Below are 17,312 nucleotides of genomic sequence, written 5' to 3' on the forward strand. Positions count from 1 at the left end.
CTAAAAAAATATTAATCATTATCGAAAGCTTCTTTCCAGGCCAGAATACCACCTTCTACATTCACAGTTTTTTTAAAGCCTAATGTTTCTAAGTGTAAGCAGGCTGCTGCGCTACGCTTACCACTACGGCAATGGATGATTACCTCCTCTTCTTCTTTACCTTCCAGCGGACCTAATGTTCCGTTTTGAATATCCCCCAAAGGTATCAATGTAGCTCCGATATTATATTCTTCATATTCTGCCGGCTCCCGGCAATCAATCAGCAATAATTTTTCACCATTATCTAATCTTTCTTTTAACTGGTGAACTGTGATAGTATCCATGTTATATAGTATTTAAAAAAGTTGAGTAATTATTCATGCCCCCCAATTGAGTCTCTTCTTCTTGACGAAGGAGTAAATACATCGGTGGAATCCGTTACAGGCTTGGTAGTACCCACCCATACATCCATTACCTGCCCTGCTCGAATAGTGATCAAATTACCTTCGTCGTCATAACGCGGAGGGTTTTGTCTATAAATATAGGCATTAGCAGTATCCCGTACATCGGGATCGGGAATAATAGCAGCCAGTTTTACGCCTATACCATCCAACAATTGCTGAGCTTCGTATAATGTAAGCCCAATAAGATTAGGAGTAGCATATGATACATGACTGAGCTCGGAACCAATTACCAAATCGATTTTACTCCCCATCTTGATTTTAGCTCCAGGTTGAATGGTAACACCGTTATACAATTGCTCTAGAACAGAGTTCTTCGCAAAATCGGGTCGTAAGGTTGTATCCCCCAGTTTCAATCCGGCATTTTCCAGCACCATCAAAGCATTACGAAAACTATACCCTACAACATTGGGCATTTCTATTAATGGCGGTTCGGCTCTATTATAAGTAAGATATACACTACGAGTAGATTTTACAACCTCCAGTTCATCCGGTACTTGCCTAATAACATAAAATGGAGGAAGACTATCATAATAAACACTATCCTGTATTTCTATGGTAAATCCAGCCTCGGACAAAATGCGTTCGGCTTCCATCAATGTTTTTCCGGTTACGGCAGGAACAGTCTTCGCATCATTATGATTAGTAAACCATCCTAGAGAACTTATCGCACCCACAAAGATTGCTACCGACAGCAACACCCCCGCCAATATATTCACCCACAGGGGTTTATTGGTAATGAATTTAAACATTAGAAAAAAATAGTTTCTGTAAATATAAACATTACAAAAAACATTCTTCTACCAGCAAAGTATAAAAATCTTTTAAGTTTCTGCCAGCTGCAGCCACTTGCTGGGGAACAATGCTGGCCGCACTCTGGCCAGGAATGGTATTAACCTCGAGCATAAAGGGCGCACCCACCTTTTCATTGTAGATAAAATCAATACGGATAACCCCGCGGCAATTAAGCGCCTGATAAACTCTTTTAGCTGCCTCCCTTATTTTTTCCGCTATAGATTCATCTACCTGTGCCGGTGTTACTTCGGTGGACTTACCTTCGTATTTTGCTTCAAAATCAAAAAACACCTTACTCGGGTCAGCCTTAACTTCAGTCATAGGCAGGGTAATTATTTCCCCTTGCGATTTATATACACCGATGGTGAACTCACGTCCTTCAATCATCTCCTCTATCAACACCTGCTTATCTTCCTTAAAGGCTTTCTGAATAGCGGGCTCTAGCTCTTCGGGCTGCAGCACTTTACTCATACCGATACTGGAACCACCACTATTAGGCTTTACAAACAAGGGTAGTTTTAGTTTTTCTAGAATTGTAGCAGCTGGTAAGAGCGAATGGTCAAACAACAGGATGGAATTGGCTACATGAATCCCTGACCTGCTGGCCACTGCTGTTGTATAGCTTTTGTTCATGGTAAGGGCTGAAGTAGCTGCACTACACCCTGTATACGGGATATTCAGCATATCAAAATAACCCTGCAGTTTTCCGTCTTCTCCAGGTGTACCATGCATGGCGATCAACACGGCATCGAATTTTATCCTTTGCCCATTGTCTACAATGGTAAATGTGTTTTTGTCCACATCAGAACGAGTGCCATCTTCGGCTACATAATACCATCCCTCCTTCGTAATATCTATTTTATACACATTATACCGATCCCTGTCAAGATGGTTGCCAATAGTTTCGGCACTTTTATAAGAAATAACCGCTTCACCAGAATACCCGCCGGTTACCAATGCAATGTTTTTTTTCATTAAATGCAATATTTAAAAATATATGGACAAAGGGAATATACACCGCAGTAACCGTCCTTCCTCGTTATAAACAACAGTGCGGAATGCTGGTTCAATATACGGTGGTTTATAAGTGTAATCTTTCTTTTTTCGCCAGCAGTTCTTCGATTGTTTCTTGATACATTTCATCAGGCACACAACAATCCACAGGACATACAGAAGCACACTGGGGTTCTTCATGAAAGCCTTGGCATTCGGTGCATTTATCAGGTGTAATATAATATGTATCTACAGCAAGAGGCTCATTCTTGAAATGCGCATCCACCACCTTACCATTCATTAAAGTATATTCGCCATTTACCGAGGTTCCATCTGCAATCGCCCACTCTACTCCCCCTTCGTAAATTGCATTGTTCGGGCACTCAGGTTCACAAGCACCACAATTTATACACTCATCAGTAATTTTTATTGCCATAACTTATCGTTTAATATATGAAACTATATTTGTTTTCGTAATAACGTGCAAAATTACTGAATGAATGGGAAAAACTAGAAGTATTATAAATAAGTTCAGAAATAGCACGAAACTTTAATATATTGACAACAAATGCCCTACTAATGGGTTATAATGATAGGAATATGGAATTAACAGAACGCATCGATTTATTGGTAAAATTAGGTACATACATGAAAGGCAACGATCAGGAATGGATCCATGCTAAAGAACAAGCCTATATCCGCAACTCCTGGTTTACTCCTGAATTTATCAACCTTAGTATTAAAAACATTTCGGAGCTATACTTACAGAAAGACGCACTTATTGAATGGATTAATCAATACCCCACACTCAAGTCCCAACCTACTCAGCCTAAAACCATCGGCATTGTAATGGCGGGCAATATCCCCCTGGTGGGCTTTCATGATTTTCTTTGTGTATTTATTAGTGGACATAAATGCCGCATCAAACTTTCTTCCAAGGACGAGATAATACTTAAACATCTAGTAGACAAACTCTCTGAGTGGTCTCCGCAACTCAAAGAACAAATCGAGTTTGCCGAAATGCTTAAAAACTGCGACGCCTATATTGCCACAGGCAGCAACAGCAGTGCCGGATACTTTGAATATTATTTTGGGAAATATCCACATATCATACGCCGAAATCGAACTTCGGCAGCCATTCTTAACGGCGATGAAACCACTGAGGAGTTGGAGCGCTTGGCCGATGATATCTTTTTATATTTCGGATTGGGCTGCAGAAATGTAACCAAACTTTACGTACCAGAACAGTACGATTTTGCTCCTCTTATTCAAGTGCTTAAAAAATATGACTACTTGGCAGAGCATCACAAATACAAAAACAATTACGACTATAACCTGGCACTTCATATCCTTAACAAGAAGTATTACATGAGTACAGCAGCGTTGTTGTTGATTGAAGACGCCAATCTTTTTTCACCTGCAGGTCAAGTGCACTACGAGTATTATGCGAACCGCGAAGCACTTCTGAGCCAATTAAGTAGCAACGAGTCTGTTCAATGTATTGTGGGAAAAGGGGGCATCCCCTTTGGAATGGCCCAGCACCCTTCCCTGAACGATTACGCCGATGGCGTAGATACCATGCAATGGATTGAAGATTTAAGCTGATTTTAACGATTACTTTCAACAGATTAGCAACCTTTCACATGTCTAATGTATCTTAGAAAAAGAGAACTACGAAGACTTTAGTAAAAGTTTGTTAAACTGTATTGATTGTAAAAGAAAAAAGCTGACAATTTGCTATTTTGCACATTAGAAGAATTGTATTAGGTTAGAAATATTATAAAAAAGTAAGAATATGAGAGCAAAACAGTTATTACTGGTAGTATTGGTAAGCATCCTATCGGCTTTTGCGGGAGTTTACATTTATGGTAAATTCTTTAGCAGCCCAGCTATCACAATAGGAACTCCCGTTGACGGAAAGCTACCGGTAAACTATGCTAACTTTTTAGAAAAAGATGGTGAGAGTGAATTGACCGATTTTACAAAAGCCTCTCAGACCGCTGTGCCGGCCGTAGTACATATCAAAACTAAAATTCCGGCAAGAAAAATAACGGATTCGCGCGGCAGCACCGGCGACCCGTTTGAGGATTTTTTTGGAGATTTCTTCGGATTTGGTCCGCGCATTATACCTGAACAAAGAGCTTCGGGGAGTGGTGTCATCATCAGCCAAGATGGTTATATTGTTACCAATAACCACGTAATTGCTGACCGCGATGGCAGAACCGTTGCTTCCGAAATTAAAGTAACCCTCAGCGATGGACGTAAAACCTTTACCGCTAAGGTGGTGGGTCGCGACCCCAGTACCGACTTGGCTGTTTTAAAAATCGATGCCACTAATCTGCCCTACCTAGTGTATGGCAACTCCGATAACCTACAACTGGGTCAATGGGTATTGGCCATTGGTTACCCTTTTAATCTTGAAGCTACTGTAACTGCCGGTATCGTAAGTGCCATAGGTAGAAGCATTGGTATTAATAGTCAGCAAAGCGAATCCCCAGTTGAGGCCTTTATTCAAACCGATGCCGCAGTAAACCAAGGTAATAGTGGTGGGGCGCTCGTAAATACCCGTGGTGAACTTATTGGTATTAACTCGGCTATTTTAGCCCCGGGAGGTACGTACGCAGGATATTCCTTTGCCATCCCTTCCAATATCGTAAAAAAGATTGTGAATGATATAGTGAAGTTCGGTGATGTAAAACGCGGTTATCTAGGAATCACTTATTCTTCATCTTCCGTTCAGAATGAAGAATATTTGAAAAGAGCCAACGTTTCCAGCGGCGTATATGTATTAGGTACAGACCCCTCCGGTGGTGCTGCTAAAGCAGGTATTAAAAAAGGCGATATTGTAACCAAAATCAACGGTAGAAGCATTGCATCAGGACTTGAGATAAGTGGTATACTGGCTAGTGCACAACCCGGAGATAAAGTAAAACTGACTTATATCCGTGATGGCAAAGAAAATACTGTAGAGGTTACATTATCATCTCAAACTAAGTTGGTAGCCATCTCCTCTGCAGAAGCGATTAGTGATCGTTTAGGTGTAGAATTGAAAAATTTAGATGCCAAACGAGCTGAACAATATAGAATTAGAGGTGGTGTGGAAGTAGTAAATATCCATCCAAATGGTCCATTAAAACGTACCAGAATGGAGAAAGGATTTATCATAACTTCTGTGAATGGTACAGAAATTAAGAATATCGATGAGCTGGCTAAGGCGCTTGGCAACAGCCGCAGCAGCATTATCGAATTAGGCGGTATTTATCCGGGTTATAGTGGAAGATATAGCTATCAGATTAACTTGTCAGGTGATGATAACTTCTAGTATAAGATAAAAAGATACAAGCATAAGAAAGCCGGTTGATAAAACCGGCTTTCTTTTTCAATACACTTGCCTACTACTTCACATATACCAAATATTCCCAAGGATATAGTTGAAACTCTTTCATTGTATCAAAATTATTTTCCGCACCAGAGAAGACACTTTTGAAACTTCCCCGCACTTTTGCATCCTCTATATTAAAAGCCACGGTATCTGCCGACCAGTTGAGCAATACTAGCACTTCGGCATCACCATTTTTACGCAAATAGGCAAATATTTTATCTGCAGCATTGGTATGGATGAGATAAGTTGTCACAGCCGGATCGCCTCCTCGTAAAGCAGGATGCGTAGCATGCAGATTCAATAATGTTTTATAAAAATCATGCAACTCATATTTCCCTGTCCACGGTATTGGATCTTTTTCAAAAAACTCCAATCGCTTATTTTTCAATGGTATCTCTTGCCCGCTATAAATCAATGGCGCCCCGTTCCAAGTACAACTGAATACGGCAAGAGATTTTGCCATATCGCCATATTTTTCGTACTCGGTGCCATTCCAGCTATTCTCATCATGATTGGAAGTGAACCATGCACGCATGCTACTATCGCCTAAGGCACTATATTGTCGTAATAAATCAACCAGCTCTGCAATAGGAAGCCCCTGCTGATAGAAATCCTTTGTTTTATGCATCCACTTCCAGGAATAGCTCGCGTCAAATACTTTTCCGTATTCGGGATTTTCTAATTCATCAAATTCTCCTAGCCAAAACAGTGGCTTTAAAGCGTCCAGCTGCGGCCTTGCTTCCTGCCAGAAATCCACTTCCACCCAAGATGCGAGATCGCATCTAAAACCATCGATATCGCACTCATTTACCCAAAACTTCATAGCATCAATCATGGCCTTGCGCAGTTCAGAATTGCTGTAGTCCAATTCAATAATATCGTCCATTCCACTAGCAATCTGAAAAGTTCCGGTTACTGTATCACGGAGATAGTATTCCGGATGCGCTTTCGTCCACACATGATCCCATCCGGTATGATTCGCCACCCAATCGATAATCACTTTAAATCCCATAACATGAGCCGTATCCACTAGACGCTTAAAGTCGTCCAGTGTACCAAATTCCGGATTAATGGATGTATAATCCGAACAGGCATAATAACTCCCCAACGAACCTTTCTTTTTCTCCTGAGCGATGGGAGTAATAGGCATAAACCACAGTACCTCTACACCCATATCCTTCAATCGGGGCAATTCTTTCACAAATGCATTAAAAGTTCCTTCCTCGGTGTATTGCCGCACATTAACTTCATAAATATTGGTAGAATGCTTCCATGCAATGTTGTTCTTCATTTTTTGGGATTTAATATCAGTTTTAGACTTTTCTTCCTTTGGCATGAGTTTGCAGGATACAATAATAGCGGTAATTAGCAGAAATGCAGTTATTCTTACCATAAAATATTGTTTTAATGAAGATAGGGAATATTTTTTCAAGCAATTGGCCACACTATGCCCCCTACCTACAAATGAGCAAAACCGTTTATCTTTGCAGATATGAAGCAATTTGATGTACCGGTTTTTTACAGAAGTAATCTGATTTCCTTAATCAAAAAGAAGCGGAAAGAAAAGGATAAACTGAAAAAGGATTTCACCCCCACGCTACTTGATTTTGGGCCGGTACAGATATTCTTGGCGCGTCATTTTGGATTTTGCTATGGAGTAGAGAATGCTATCGAAATTGCTTTTAAAACTGTAGAGCAAAATCCAGGAAAGCGCATTTTCCTGCTTAGTGAGATGATTCATAACCCGCAAGTAAATGCGGATTTGGCCAACCACGGCGTACGCTTTTTGCAAAATACCGAAGGCAAGGAACTTATTCCGTTTGATTCACTTACCAAAGAAGATATTGTACTCATCCCTGCATTTGGAACCACGCTGGATATTGAAAAAAAATTGGTGGATATAGGTATCCCTATTGAAAAATACAATACTACGTGTCCCTTTGTAGAAAAAGTATGGAACCGTAGTGCAGCAATTGCCGCGAAAGATTATACCATTATCATTCATGGTAAACCTTCTCACGAAGAAACCCGAGCCACTTTCTCTCATGCATCCGCAAACGCCCCCTCTGTGGTAGTAAAGAATATGGCTCAGGCTCAAAGATTGGCAACCTATATTACCGGCGCATCTCCTGCACAAAACTTTTACGAAGAATTTAAAAATCAATATAGCGAAGGGTTTGATGTGGAAAAAGATCTGCAACGTATCGGCGTAGTCAATCAAACTACTATGTTGGCCAGCGATACACAGGCTATTGCAGATTTCCTCAAACAAGTAATGATTGATAAGTATCAACTTACCAAAGCCACTATTGCAGAAAGATTTGCAGATACACGAGACACCCTTTGCTATGCCACCAATGATAACCAAACCTCCGTACTGGAGATGTTAAATACACCTGCAGATTTAGCTATCGTGGTGGGAGGATACAATTCTTCCAACACTTCGCATCTGGTAGAATTATGCGAGGAAAAACTTTCTACCTACTATATTAACAATAGTGAGAAAATTCTCAGCCGAAAAGAAATTTTGCACTATAATTTCCATACAAAACAGGAAATACTCACCGCCGATTATCTGCCTACTACCGAACCGATACGCATCTTGATTACCAGCGGTGCTTCTTGCCCTGATGCATTGGTGGAAGATGTGATACAAAAACTTATCAGCTTCTATCCCGGCACTAAATCGATAGAAGAAATTATAGCACAGATAGCAAATACATAGAAATATTCCTGTGCTTATTCTGTTTGTATAACCAGTGTTTTACCTTGTTGCAACTGGCTGTGCAGGATTGTGTACCCATCAACTTTTCTATTGCCATAAGTAAGGCCTATGATTTTCTCACCCTTACCCTTTTTCACGATGGTGAATTTGGAACCTTGTAAATCGAATACCACTTTATTAAATAAAGGCACGGTAATAAGATATTCAGGATCTGCAGGCGAATAAGTATACAATCCGATGGCATTCAGCACATACCAGGAAGACATTTCTCCCGCATCATCCATCCCTGCGTAAGCCAGTCGTTCCGGCCCCATACGGTAATATTTGGTTAGAATAAGATTAATAATACGTTGTGCTTTTTCCTGTTTACCGATAAAATAATAAAAATAGGGCGAACTATGTCCGGGCTGATTGCCATGACAATACTGTCCTATAAAAGTGGTAAAGTTGTGTGCTTCATACCCTTTCCAAGGTATGGTAAACAAAGAATCGAGTTTTCTTTCGAAAGCCTGCTTATCGGGATAAAGAGCGATAAAGCCCTGCGGGTCATGCGGAGCAAAAAAGGTAGACTGCCATCCATTCGCCTCTCGATACATGTATTCAAAATAAGGTTGCTCAGGATTGAAGGGTATAATCCAATCACCGTTCGCCAGTCGTCCGCGCATCAATTGTGTGGTTGGGTCAAATAAATTCTTATAATTATGCGAACGCTGCATCAAAATCTGATAATTTTTCTCATCTCCCAACTCTTTCGCCAATAAAGCAATAGCATAATCATCATAAGCATATTCTTGCGTTTTCGTAACGGCTGCTTTAGCCACTGTTTCCAAACGAGGATGCGGCACATCCATTTCCGAAATCCATCCCCTATCCATGTATTCCTGAAGATGTGGACGACCACCTCGCCCCGGCACGAATGCATTGTTCAGCAAAACTTCATAAGCCTTTTGAACGTTAAAATCTCGAAGTCCTCTTAAGTAACTTCCCGCAATAAATACCGAGGCATGATCGCCATGAAAGAAAGTAGGCATATAACCTCTAAGAACTCCTCTATCGATTATGGACTTAATAACGTCAAGCGTAACATCGGGGGCCAGCATCCCCAGCAAAACAAGTTTATTCCTATAATCATCCCAAAAAGAGGGATCGCTATAATAACGGAAACCCTCATTAACGATTTCGCCTTTTGCATTTTTAAATGCACCATTTACATCGCTTAGCAAAATGGGCCATAAAAATGATTTATATAAAGCACTGTAAAACGTTTCCTTCTCATCTCGCGTGCCTCCCTGCACTTGCACTTTAGACAATAACTGCTCCCATACCGCATCGGCCTCGTTTTGTACCTGTTCAAAACTTTTGGAAAGCATTTCGGCTTCAAGATTCATTTTAGCATTTTCCAGACTCACATAGGAAAAACCTACTTTCATTTCTAAAGGTGCTGAATTGTTTCCGGAATCTTCAAAATTCACAATACTCACTCCCTGGTTCCCGTCTTTGACAAACTCAATATTATCGATTTGATAATTGGTTACCGCGTAGAAATAGAAAGTATTGCCGGTTTTTTGAAATCCACCAAAAGCATACTCATTGAGTTTTTCTATTTCCCAGTCTTTTACATCTTCATTGGAACGGGATAAATCGGCTAACAGCTTTTTCTTATCACCGCTTCTATAGGTGTATTTATGAAAAGCACATCGAAGCGTGGATGTCACCTCGGCATTAATTCCATACTTTTCCAGATACACTTGATAATAACCCGGCCGTGCAGACTCATTGGAGTGTTTAAATCCTGAATAATACGCCTTAGGATTTACGTCGCCACTCACTGCTATTAAAGGCACGTAACACAAATTCCAATGCCCTTTACTGGTGTGTACAAAAGCATAAATGACCGTATCCTCATACTGATATCCAGAGCCACTCTTCCACATAGTTACAGGAGTTACCTGTACCATGGAGTTGGGCAAGGAAGCACCGGGATAGGTCTCGGCCCCCCAAGCACGTCTTGTAGGCTTATATCCCAAATCCACACTATCCCAGAGTGTGGTCGTTCCTATAAAGGGATTTACAAAATCAGTAAGTTTATCCTGTGCATGGGCAGATAAAGCTAGATATATACCGATGCAAATACATTTTAGTTTTTTCAACATGAAGGAGCCGTTAGAGTTTTCAATTCGCAAAATCGTTTTTGGTTTCAAAGAAAAGGAAGTTCTTCATTATCGAAAAAAGAATTTTCCTCCCGAGAAATAATAAACAAAAAGGGCAAAGCTCCACTGGAACTCTGCCCATTTCACAACTCACCAAACAACGCTTTTAGCAAAAAGTAACTATCTCCTGATAGTCTCCCATTTTCTGAAAATGGCTTTTACAATTCTTTCAGCTTCTCTTGCCGTCATCCGGCGACTATCAATTTCATCAGTAGCCCACCCCTGCCAGATAACCTGATCTGTTCGGGTATCGATCATCGATATTGTAATCGTAGCTTCCTTGATGGGCACTGTATAATTATCGTAACCTATAAATTGTTGGGGATAATATACCCTAAAGAATCGTCTGCTATAAGGATTGTAGAAAGTACGAAATCCACCCCAAGAGTAAACAGGTTCTGACTGAACACGCTTACCTCTTTCTACCAATACATCATAGCTAAGAATTACATCGGGGTTACGACGTACTTCTCGCCATCCTTGTGTACGTACCAGCTCTGCATTTACAGCATCTTTTATGCGTTGCTCGGCCATATCTACGCGCACATCTCTCCTATCACGTTGCGCCCATGCAAACGTTCTATATTTTGATAAATTGATGTTGCCGGCTTTTTCTATATGTACTGTCGGCCCACAACCAGCAAACACAAATAGTAGCAAAATAAAACCCAACAGTCGTATTAGTTTCATATGTATTTGTCTCCTTGCAACCTAAAGACGTAAAAAGTATATTCAAAGACTGTATGGGAATTGTAAAAAAAATGTAAAAATCAGCCCTACTACGGTATTACTTCAAATAGCAATACCTGCTGTATTTCATCCCGACTAAAGTTGTTATCTACAATGAGAATCAATGAGTAATGACCATTGGGGAATATAGGTCCTAAAGTAATTCCCTCCACATTATCGATATAACGATTGAGAGAAGCAAGATTGAATAATAGCTTCTTAGAGGCCGGTTGATAAGTGGCATGCTGATGCAATCCACTTACTGCAGTTATGTCGGTAGCCTTGCTGAAATCGGCCAAATAAATTTTTACCACACAACCCTCTATCCCTGTTGAATAAGAACGTTCCATAACCAAGAACTTATTCTCACCAATACACAAGATTTCTGAAATGCCATTTACGCTAAATGCGTTTTCGGGTGTGGGAGGATATGCTACGGCATCCAACAGGTAAGCAAACTGTGCTACCGGTTTCTTTGTTGCAACATCAAATTTGGTAAATCGAACTGGAACATTGGCATACTGCGCGGTTGCAAGTGGGCCATCTTCATAAATAGGGCTTTCCATACTTGCCCATAAATATTTATAACTGCTACTAAAACTCAACCCCTCAAATACGCCATTCTCACGCGCACCTTTATCTTCTTTATACATGCGGAGATTTGCAGGGATAAGAAAACTGTCTTTAAAATTTCCCGACAAATCCATTTCATAAATCCATGGATTCTGATACACCATCTTTCCACCTCTCACAGCCTTATCACCCTCACTGCTCCACACCAGCGTGCCGGTAGCGGCATTATATCTTATAGATTCGGGATCTGCCGCCTTTTCAGGATTTTTTCTTAATGCGGGAAATGTATCATTAGCGGCATCCTTCAATGTAGCAACCGCTAAAAATCTTACCGAATCTATTTTGTAATCCTTAATATCAATAGCCATCGTATAAAATCTGGCGGCACTGGTAGCTGAGCGCTCATCGCTGATCGTAAAAAAGCGATTGTTGATCCTATCATAATCAATTCCGGATAAGCCTCCAACCCAGGTATTTTGAAAGTGTAGCTCGTAAGGAATTTCGTAAAGATCTAAAAACTTCAATGAGCTAACCCGAATATCTGCGGAAGTAGTGGATGTTTGATAGGATTTACTAGTTACACAACCAGTAAAGATACCTATACATATAAAGAAATAAAATAACGAAATAGATTTTTGCATGTAGCGATCAGTTCGTGACCAAAATTTGAAGAACCTGAGCATAGAAATATAATAATAAAAAAAGTTACAAGCCGATAAGCCGGATTCTGTCTTCCACCAAAGTGGAATGGCTATCATTTATCTGCTTCCGGTATTACTACCGGAAGTCAATCTGCCTACCCTCCCCGATAGCATGGAAGCATTTCTCCGGGCCGAAGAAAAATCGGGGTTTACATGGCATTTCAGCACACAAGGTTTACCCGAAATACTTATTACTAAGTATTCCCGTGAGCTCTTACCTCACGTTTTCACCCTGGCCTTTCCTGCCGTAAAGCAAAGAAAGGTGGTAATTTTCTGTGGCACTTTCTGTTTCGCCTATTGGCGAACCCGGCTATTCACCGGTGTGTTGCCCTACGCTGTCCGGACTTTCCTCCCTTCAGAGAATTGAAAGGCGATAGCCTGGCTTGTAACTATTTGTAAATTTAATCAATAATTGAACCGACCAAAAATACGGCTTCTCGCTATTCGAATAAAAAGGTATTACCACCTAATGAAGCCCAACATAGTTTATCCTTTTTCAAAAAGGCGCCTTAACTCTGTTGCTTCACCCGGCTTCATTTTATTGCTCAATATTAAACGTAATTGTCTGCGACGCAAAGCTCCGTTGTATAATTCTTTTTCCTCGTCAGTCTCCGGCTCAATAGCAGGTACTGGTGTAGGTTTTCCGTCTGCATCCAATGCGACAAACGTATAATAAGCTGTATTGCTTTTATATCGATCCTTCCGCACCAAATCTTCCCCCCAGACATTTAGCATTACTTCCATGGAGGTGTTAAAAGAGCGTGTCACACGCGCCTCGATATGTACTACATTACCCAATTTAATAGGGTTTACAAACGAAAGGTTATCTACCGATGCGGTTACTACCGGTGCATTACAATGTTTTTGGGCCGAAAGAGCAGCCGCAATGTCCATCCAATACATAAGTCGTCCCCCCATGAGATTACCAAACGTATTGGTATCATTGGGCAAAACCAACTCTGTCATTATTACGATACTATCTTTAGGTTTTTTCGTCATATTTGCAAAGGTAGCGGCAAAGCTTCATTTTACCAGATGATTACTAAAAAAGCTACCGCCGCAATAAATTACAAATACATGAGTATCGGTGTCCATACTACTTCCCGAAATGAAACAAAATACCTAACCTATTTTGCTCTAGGGTGGTTTGTTGTTAATTGCTTACAGGCAGCCTTTCTGAATCTAGAAGGCGATGAAGCCTATTACTGGCAGCTATCCAAAAATCTGGACTGGAGCTACTTCGACCATCCACCTATGGTAACTGTACTAATCCGTTTGGGCGAACTACTGGGACATGGGCCTGTATTCACCAGACTGGGAACAGTATTGATTACCACCTGCAGCATATTAATTATGTACAAGGCTTTGCCCGATGCGTTGAAAAATGTGCGATGGTTTATTCTCATTTGTGCTGCAACCCTTATTCTTAATGTTTATAGTTTTATTACGACACCTGATGCACCTCTCTTGTTTTTTGCATCTTTGTTTTTATTAAGCTATAAATATTTCCTAGATAAAAACACACTGAGCAATACATTATTGATGGCTGTAGCTATAACCGGAATGTTCTACAGTAAATATCATGGTATATTGCTTGTAATTTTTGTGGTACTCTCCAATTTACGGTTGCTATTGAATAAACATTTCTGGTTGGTGGTTTTACTCACTACTTTATTCTTTCTTCCGCATATCTATTGGCAGTACACGCACGACTGGCCCAGCCTTAGATTTCATCTTAATGAACGTCTTGCCAAACACTATAGAATTAATTACACGACAGATTATTTACTGGGACAGTTATTGGTTTTCGGCCCGTTTATCTCACTGCTATTTTATGCTACTTGTTATAAAATTAAAATACAAAACAAACTTTTAAGAGCCCACGCTTTTGTATTTGCCGGAACACTGATTTTCTTTTTAATCTCATCTCTTAAAAACACTGTAGAGGCTCATTGGACGTTGATTGGTACGCCGTCATTTATTGTATTGTTCTTATGGTTACTCAACAACGGCACTTCCAAATATCAACGCATATTTAAAAAGCTAGCTATAGCCAATATTGCACTTATTTTGCTAGCGCGTATTTTATTCTTCATACCTCATTCGCCTTTTTTGCTGATCAAAAATTATTATCCCTTCTTTTATGGTAAGGAATGGGCAAAAACTGTGTACAGTAAGGTCGGCGATACCCCGATACTATTTGAAAATTCCTATGTATTGCCTTCTCTATACATGTATTATAACGAAGGTGCTCAAGCCATAGGCTATAATACTAAGAGTTATAGGAAAACAAATTTCAATCTTCAGGATGATTGTATATTCTCCGGCCAAAATCTCTACTATTATAAAGGAGGAAACGCGGAAGCCCCCTCACATACATATATCGATACAAAATATGCGCCGGGCACGTTACTGCCACTCAAACATTACACTTGCATCAATGCGTTGAAAATTACTCCTTCAGATATTCCTTCTACATTAAAGGCCAATAGCACTTACGCGGTTACGTTGACGATTGAAAACAAAGCCGACCACGATATACAGCTATATAATCCCTTACAAGTAGATTATGCTTTCTTTATAGCCAAGTATGACTACATCAACTCAACCGAAGATTATGTTATACCAGGTATAACTTTCCAGGCAAATGAAAAAAAGCAAATACACATTCAATTAAAAACTCCGGAGAACCCCGGCAAGTATAAAATACTCTTCTCTATCAAGAATGGTATACTCCCGGGCAACTTTGCCAGCGCTTTTTATCCAGTGAAAGTGGAATAACTATGGAGTTTCAATTACCAAACGATTTTCAATAAGTCGGTTATTATACTGCTGTATAAAAGCTTTTAATCGGCGATGCAATCGTTCGGCTAACTGTGAGCTATCAGCAGCAATATTATTGCGGAAAAGACGATCGGTTTTATAATTGTACAACTCCTTTACGTGCTCACCGTCTGAGAAAAGCATGTAATCTCCCTCAAACCACTTATATCCAGCGGAATACTGAAAAGCAAATGCCTGCTGCTGTTGCGCTGTATCTAACACATTATTACCGTATGCTACAAAAGGCTTGTTATAATTTAGATATCCCAATACAGTAGGCATGATATCAATTTGCTGAATAATACCATCGTGAATACCATTCATAGCACTATCTCCAGGAGCATATAAAATAATCGGAATGGCAATATCTCCCCATGGCGTCTGATACTCTTCATGATAAGTTACCGTAGCATGATCAGCACTAATTATAAACAGTGTATTATCAAACCAAGGCTGCTGCTTGGCAGCTTCAAAAAATTTTTTCAGAGCCATGTCGGTATACCCAATGCATTCCAGAACGGGTAACGGGCCTTTCTTAAATACGTCCTTATATTTTTCCGGCACCTTAAAAGGATGATGAGAAGACACAGAAAAAAAGGTACTAAAGAATGGCTGCTGAAATGTCCCCAACTTTTGTGCAAAAAACTGCAAAAAGGGCTCATCCCAAATACCCCAAATACCGTCATATTCCGCATCGTTATTAAACTCGTTTTTGCCATAATAATATTCTATGCCTAACAATTTGGTAATGGCCGTAAAGCCCATTGACCCATTAGGAGCTCCGTGGAAGAAGGATGTATGATAACCTTCTTTACGTAGCACATGAGCCAGCCCTCCTATGGTATCCGACACATAAGGCGTGAGTACAAAAGGATTAACACCACTAGGAATACTGGCTATACAAGAAGGAATCGCATCAATAGACTTTCTACCATTGGCAAACGATTGCCAGAAAATCTTACTATGTGCGGCTAGGGAGTCCAGAAAAGGCGTAAACCCTGTATAGGTGCCACCTTCCAAATCTTTGTTGTAAAAACCCATTGCCTCTTTGCCAAAGCTTTCCAGCAGAATTAACACTACATTTTTCTTTTGAAACACATTATCAGGATGTGGGCGATGAATGGGAGTATAAATCTGCTCCAGTTCTTCGTCAGTATAATAATTCACTCTCTTAAGAGTCTGTACGCTGGTAGTTCTGATAAACGTAAAAGGCGTATTCAGTACTAAATAAATTTCATTGGGATTGCTAACATAATCTCCGGCATTACTAATGGTAATAGGACGGGTACTATGTTTGTAATCGCCACGAATGCCTCCTATCGCCAGAAACACGGTTAATAGCAATATTACTACCCCCCTGATATAGTATCGTACTTTTGATTTTCCCTCTATTGCTTCAGTCTGTACCCGGTTGTATAAAAATATCATCAGCGTCAGCAAGGCAAGATAAATCAATGTCACATACCAGAAATCTGATACAAAATGCTTGGCAAGCTGTCCAAAGTTTTGTTCATTCTGAAACTCTTTAAGCACTGCAAATGTGGTGCGCCTTAGTGTAAAACGATAATAAATAAAATCAATACAATTGAGCAATAAAGCAATTCCATTGCATACAATAAAAGAAGTTTCTACAACCCGTTTGTAAATCCTATGGTTGAGCACTGAAGCGGGTAAAGGGAACACCATCAATACTAGCGAGAGTGCATTAAAATAAAATAGTGCTGCAATATCAAACCGCAATCCTCCCTTCAAGATATGCAACCACTTATCAGCTGTCAATCCAGGGAATAATGAGGTATTCAGCCCCCAGAAGATAAACCGACAGAGGAATATAAAAAACAAGGCAACACCCATCCGGTACAGGACTGCCGCGTAGTAATTGGCTTTAAACTTCATATAAAAATGTTTCAAAATTAGCAATTTGATAATACAACACACTTA

Annotated in this window: 14 protein-coding genes and 1 other RNA gene; 4 read left to right on the top strand and 11 right to left on the bottom strand. The window is 40.1% G+C overall.

The genetic code is table 11. The features are described 5' to 3' along the window. Window positions 1–11 precede the first annotated feature (11 nt). From V2H41_RS06125 to V2H41_RS06140, 4 genes are all read right to left on the bottom strand, one after another. The gene (locus tag V2H41_RS06125) at window positions 12–323 is read right to left on the bottom strand and encodes a rhodanese-like domain-containing protein (RefSeq protein WP_330974256.1); all 312 of its coding nucleotides are present in this window, start codon (window positions 321–323) and stop codon (window positions 12–14) included. Window positions 324–352: 29 nt separating this feature from the next. Then, a complete protein-coding gene (locus V2H41_RS06130) occupies window positions 353–1,192 on the bottom strand; it encodes a PASTA domain-containing protein (RefSeq protein WP_330974257.1) in 840 nt (279 codons plus the stop codon). Window positions 1,193–1,223: 31 nt separating this feature from the next. Next, entirely contained in the window at window positions 1,224–2,210 is a 987-nt protein-coding gene (locus tag V2H41_RS06135) for a D-alanine--D-alanine ligase (RefSeq protein ID WP_330974258.1), read from the bottom strand. Between the two features lie 106 nt (window positions 2,211–2,316). After that, on the bottom strand, window positions 2,317–2,664 hold the full coding sequence (locus V2H41_RS06140) for a 4Fe-4S dicluster domain-containing protein (RefSeq protein ID WP_330974259.1): 348 nt from the start codon (window positions 2,662–2,664) through the stop codon (window positions 2,317–2,319). Window positions 2,665–2,828: 164 nt separating this feature from the next. On the opposite strand from V2H41_RS06140, the gene V2H41_RS06145 reads away from it, so the two are divergent. Beyond that, window positions 2,829–3,833 (top strand): acyl-CoA reductase, encoded by a 1,005-nt coding sequence (locus V2H41_RS06145; RefSeq protein ID WP_330974260.1) that lies wholly within the window; start codon window positions 2,829–2,831, stop codon window positions 3,831–3,833. Window positions 3,834–4,023: 190 nt separating this feature from the next. After that, on the top strand, window positions 4,024–5,550 hold the full coding sequence (locus V2H41_RS06150) for a trypsin-like peptidase domain-containing protein (RefSeq protein WP_330974261.1): 1,527 nt from the start codon (window positions 4,024–4,026) through the stop codon (window positions 5,548–5,550). Between the two features lie 73 nt (window positions 5,551–5,623). Here V2H41_RS06150 and V2H41_RS06155 read toward each other — a convergent pair whose 3' ends face one another. Then, window positions 5,624–7,003, bottom strand: a complete 1,380-nt coding sequence (locus tag V2H41_RS06155; protein ID WP_330974262.1) for an alpha-amylase family glycosyl hydrolase — start codon at window positions 7,001–7,003, stop codon at window positions 5,624–5,626. A gap of 99 nt (window positions 7,004–7,102) precedes the next feature. Between V2H41_RS06155 and V2H41_RS06160 the strand changes: the two genes are divergently transcribed. Beyond that, on the top strand, window positions 7,103–8,335 hold the full coding sequence (locus V2H41_RS06160; RefSeq protein WP_330974263.1) for a 4-hydroxy-3-methylbut-2-enyl diphosphate reductase: 1,233 nt from the start codon (window positions 7,103–7,105) through the stop codon (window positions 8,333–8,335). Between the two features lie 14 nt (window positions 8,336–8,349). Here V2H41_RS06160 and V2H41_RS06165 read toward each other — a convergent pair whose 3' ends face one another. The 5 genes from V2H41_RS06165 to V2H41_RS06185 all read right to left on the bottom strand — a co-directional run bounded on the left by V2H41_RS06165 (window position 8,350) and on the right by V2H41_RS06185 (window position 13,547). After that, a complete protein-coding gene (locus V2H41_RS06165; protein ID WP_330974264.1) occupies window positions 8,350–10,488 on the bottom strand; it encodes a GH92 family glycosyl hydrolase in 2,139 nt (712 codons plus the stop codon). Between the two features lie 177 nt (window positions 10,489–10,665). Next, a complete protein-coding gene (locus tag V2H41_RS06170; RefSeq protein WP_330974265.1) occupies window positions 10,666–11,235 on the bottom strand; it encodes a DUF4136 domain-containing protein in 570 nt (189 codons plus the stop codon). Between the two features lie 89 nt (window positions 11,236–11,324). Beyond that, window positions 11,325–12,488, bottom strand: a complete 1,164-nt coding sequence (locus tag V2H41_RS06175) for an esterase-like activity of phytase family protein (protein ID WP_330974266.1) — start codon at window positions 12,486–12,488, stop codon at window positions 11,325–11,327. A gap of 59 nt (window positions 12,489–12,547) precedes the next feature. Then, window positions 12,548–12,938: RNase P RNA component class A (rnpB, locus tag V2H41_RS06180), an RNA gene on the bottom strand. Window positions 12,939–13,034: 96 nt separating this feature from the next. Then, window positions 13,035–13,547: an acyl-CoA thioesterase gene (locus V2H41_RS06185; protein ID WP_330974267.1), complete on the bottom strand. Its 513-nt coding sequence runs from the start codon at window positions 13,545–13,547 to the stop codon at window positions 13,035–13,037. Window positions 13,548–13,625: 78 nt separating this feature from the next. Here V2H41_RS06185 and V2H41_RS06190 point away from each other — a divergent pair, with 78 nt between their 5' ends. Continuing rightward, window positions 13,626–15,329 (top strand): glycosyltransferase family 39 protein, encoded by a 1,704-nt coding sequence (locus tag V2H41_RS06190; protein ID WP_330974268.1) that lies wholly within the window; start codon window positions 13,626–13,628, stop codon window positions 15,327–15,329. Here the strand turns inward: V2H41_RS06190 and V2H41_RS06195 are convergent, their stop codons facing one another. Further along, window positions 15,330–17,267, bottom strand: coding sequence for an LTA synthase family protein (locus V2H41_RS06195; RefSeq protein WP_330974269.1), 1,938 nt, complete (start codon window positions 17,265–17,267; stop codon window positions 15,330–15,332). Between the last annotated feature and the right edge of the window lie 45 nt (window positions 17,268–17,312).

Source organism: Niabella digestorum, from assembly GCF_036409055.1.
Taxonomy (GTDB): Bacteria; Bacteroidota; Bacteroidia; order Chitinophagales; family Chitinophagaceae; genus Niabella; species Niabella composti.

Coding starts and splice junctions, on each gene's coding strand:
- V2H41_RS06140 (WP_330974259.1), bottom strand. CDS start 2,664: ATGGCAATAAAAATTACTGATGAGTGTATAAATTGTGGTGCTTGTGAA.
- V2H41_RS06145 (WP_330974260.1), top strand. CDS start 2,829: ATGGAATTAACAGAACGCATCGATTTATTGGTAAAATTAGGTACATAC.
- V2H41_RS06195 (WP_330974269.1), bottom strand. CDS start 17,267: ATGAAGTTTAAAGCCAATTACTACGCGGCAGTCCTGTACCGGATGGGT.
- V2H41_RS06170 (WP_330974265.1), bottom strand. CDS start 11,235: ATGAAACTAATACGACTGTTGGGTTTTATTTTGCTACTATTTGTGTTT.
- V2H41_RS06130 (WP_330974257.1), bottom strand. CDS start 1,192: ATGTTTAAATTCATTACCAATAAACCCCTGTGGGTGAATATATTGGCG.
- V2H41_RS06155 (WP_330974262.1), bottom strand. CDS start 7,003: ATGGTAAGAATAACTGCATTTCTGCTAATTACCGCTATTATTGTATCC.
- V2H41_RS06165 (WP_330974264.1), bottom strand. CDS start 10,488: ATGTTGAAAAAACTAAAATGTATTTGCATCGGTATATATCTAGCTTTA.
- V2H41_RS06160 (WP_330974263.1), top strand. CDS start 7,103: ATGAAGCAATTTGATGTACCGGTTTTTTACAGAAGTAATCTGATTTCC.
- V2H41_RS06190 (WP_330974268.1), top strand. CDS start 13,626: ATGAGTATCGGTGTCCATACTACTTCCCGAAATGAAACAAAATACCTA.
- V2H41_RS06150 (WP_330974261.1), top strand. CDS start 4,024: ATGAGAGCAAAACAGTTATTACTGGTAGTATTGGTAAGCATCCTATCG.
- V2H41_RS06125 (WP_330974256.1), bottom strand. CDS start 323: ATGGATACTATCACAGTTCACCAGTTAAAAGAAAGATTAGATAATGGT.
- V2H41_RS06175 (WP_330974266.1), bottom strand. CDS start 12,488: ATGCAAAAATCTATTTCGTTATTTTATTTCTTTATATGTATAGGTATC.
- V2H41_RS06185 (WP_330974267.1), bottom strand. CDS start 13,547: ATGACGAAAAAACCTAAAGATAGTATCGTAATAATGACAGAGTTGGTT.
- V2H41_RS06135 (WP_330974258.1), bottom strand. CDS start 2,210: ATGAAAAAAAACATTGCATTGGTAACCGGCGGGTATTCTGGTGAAGCG.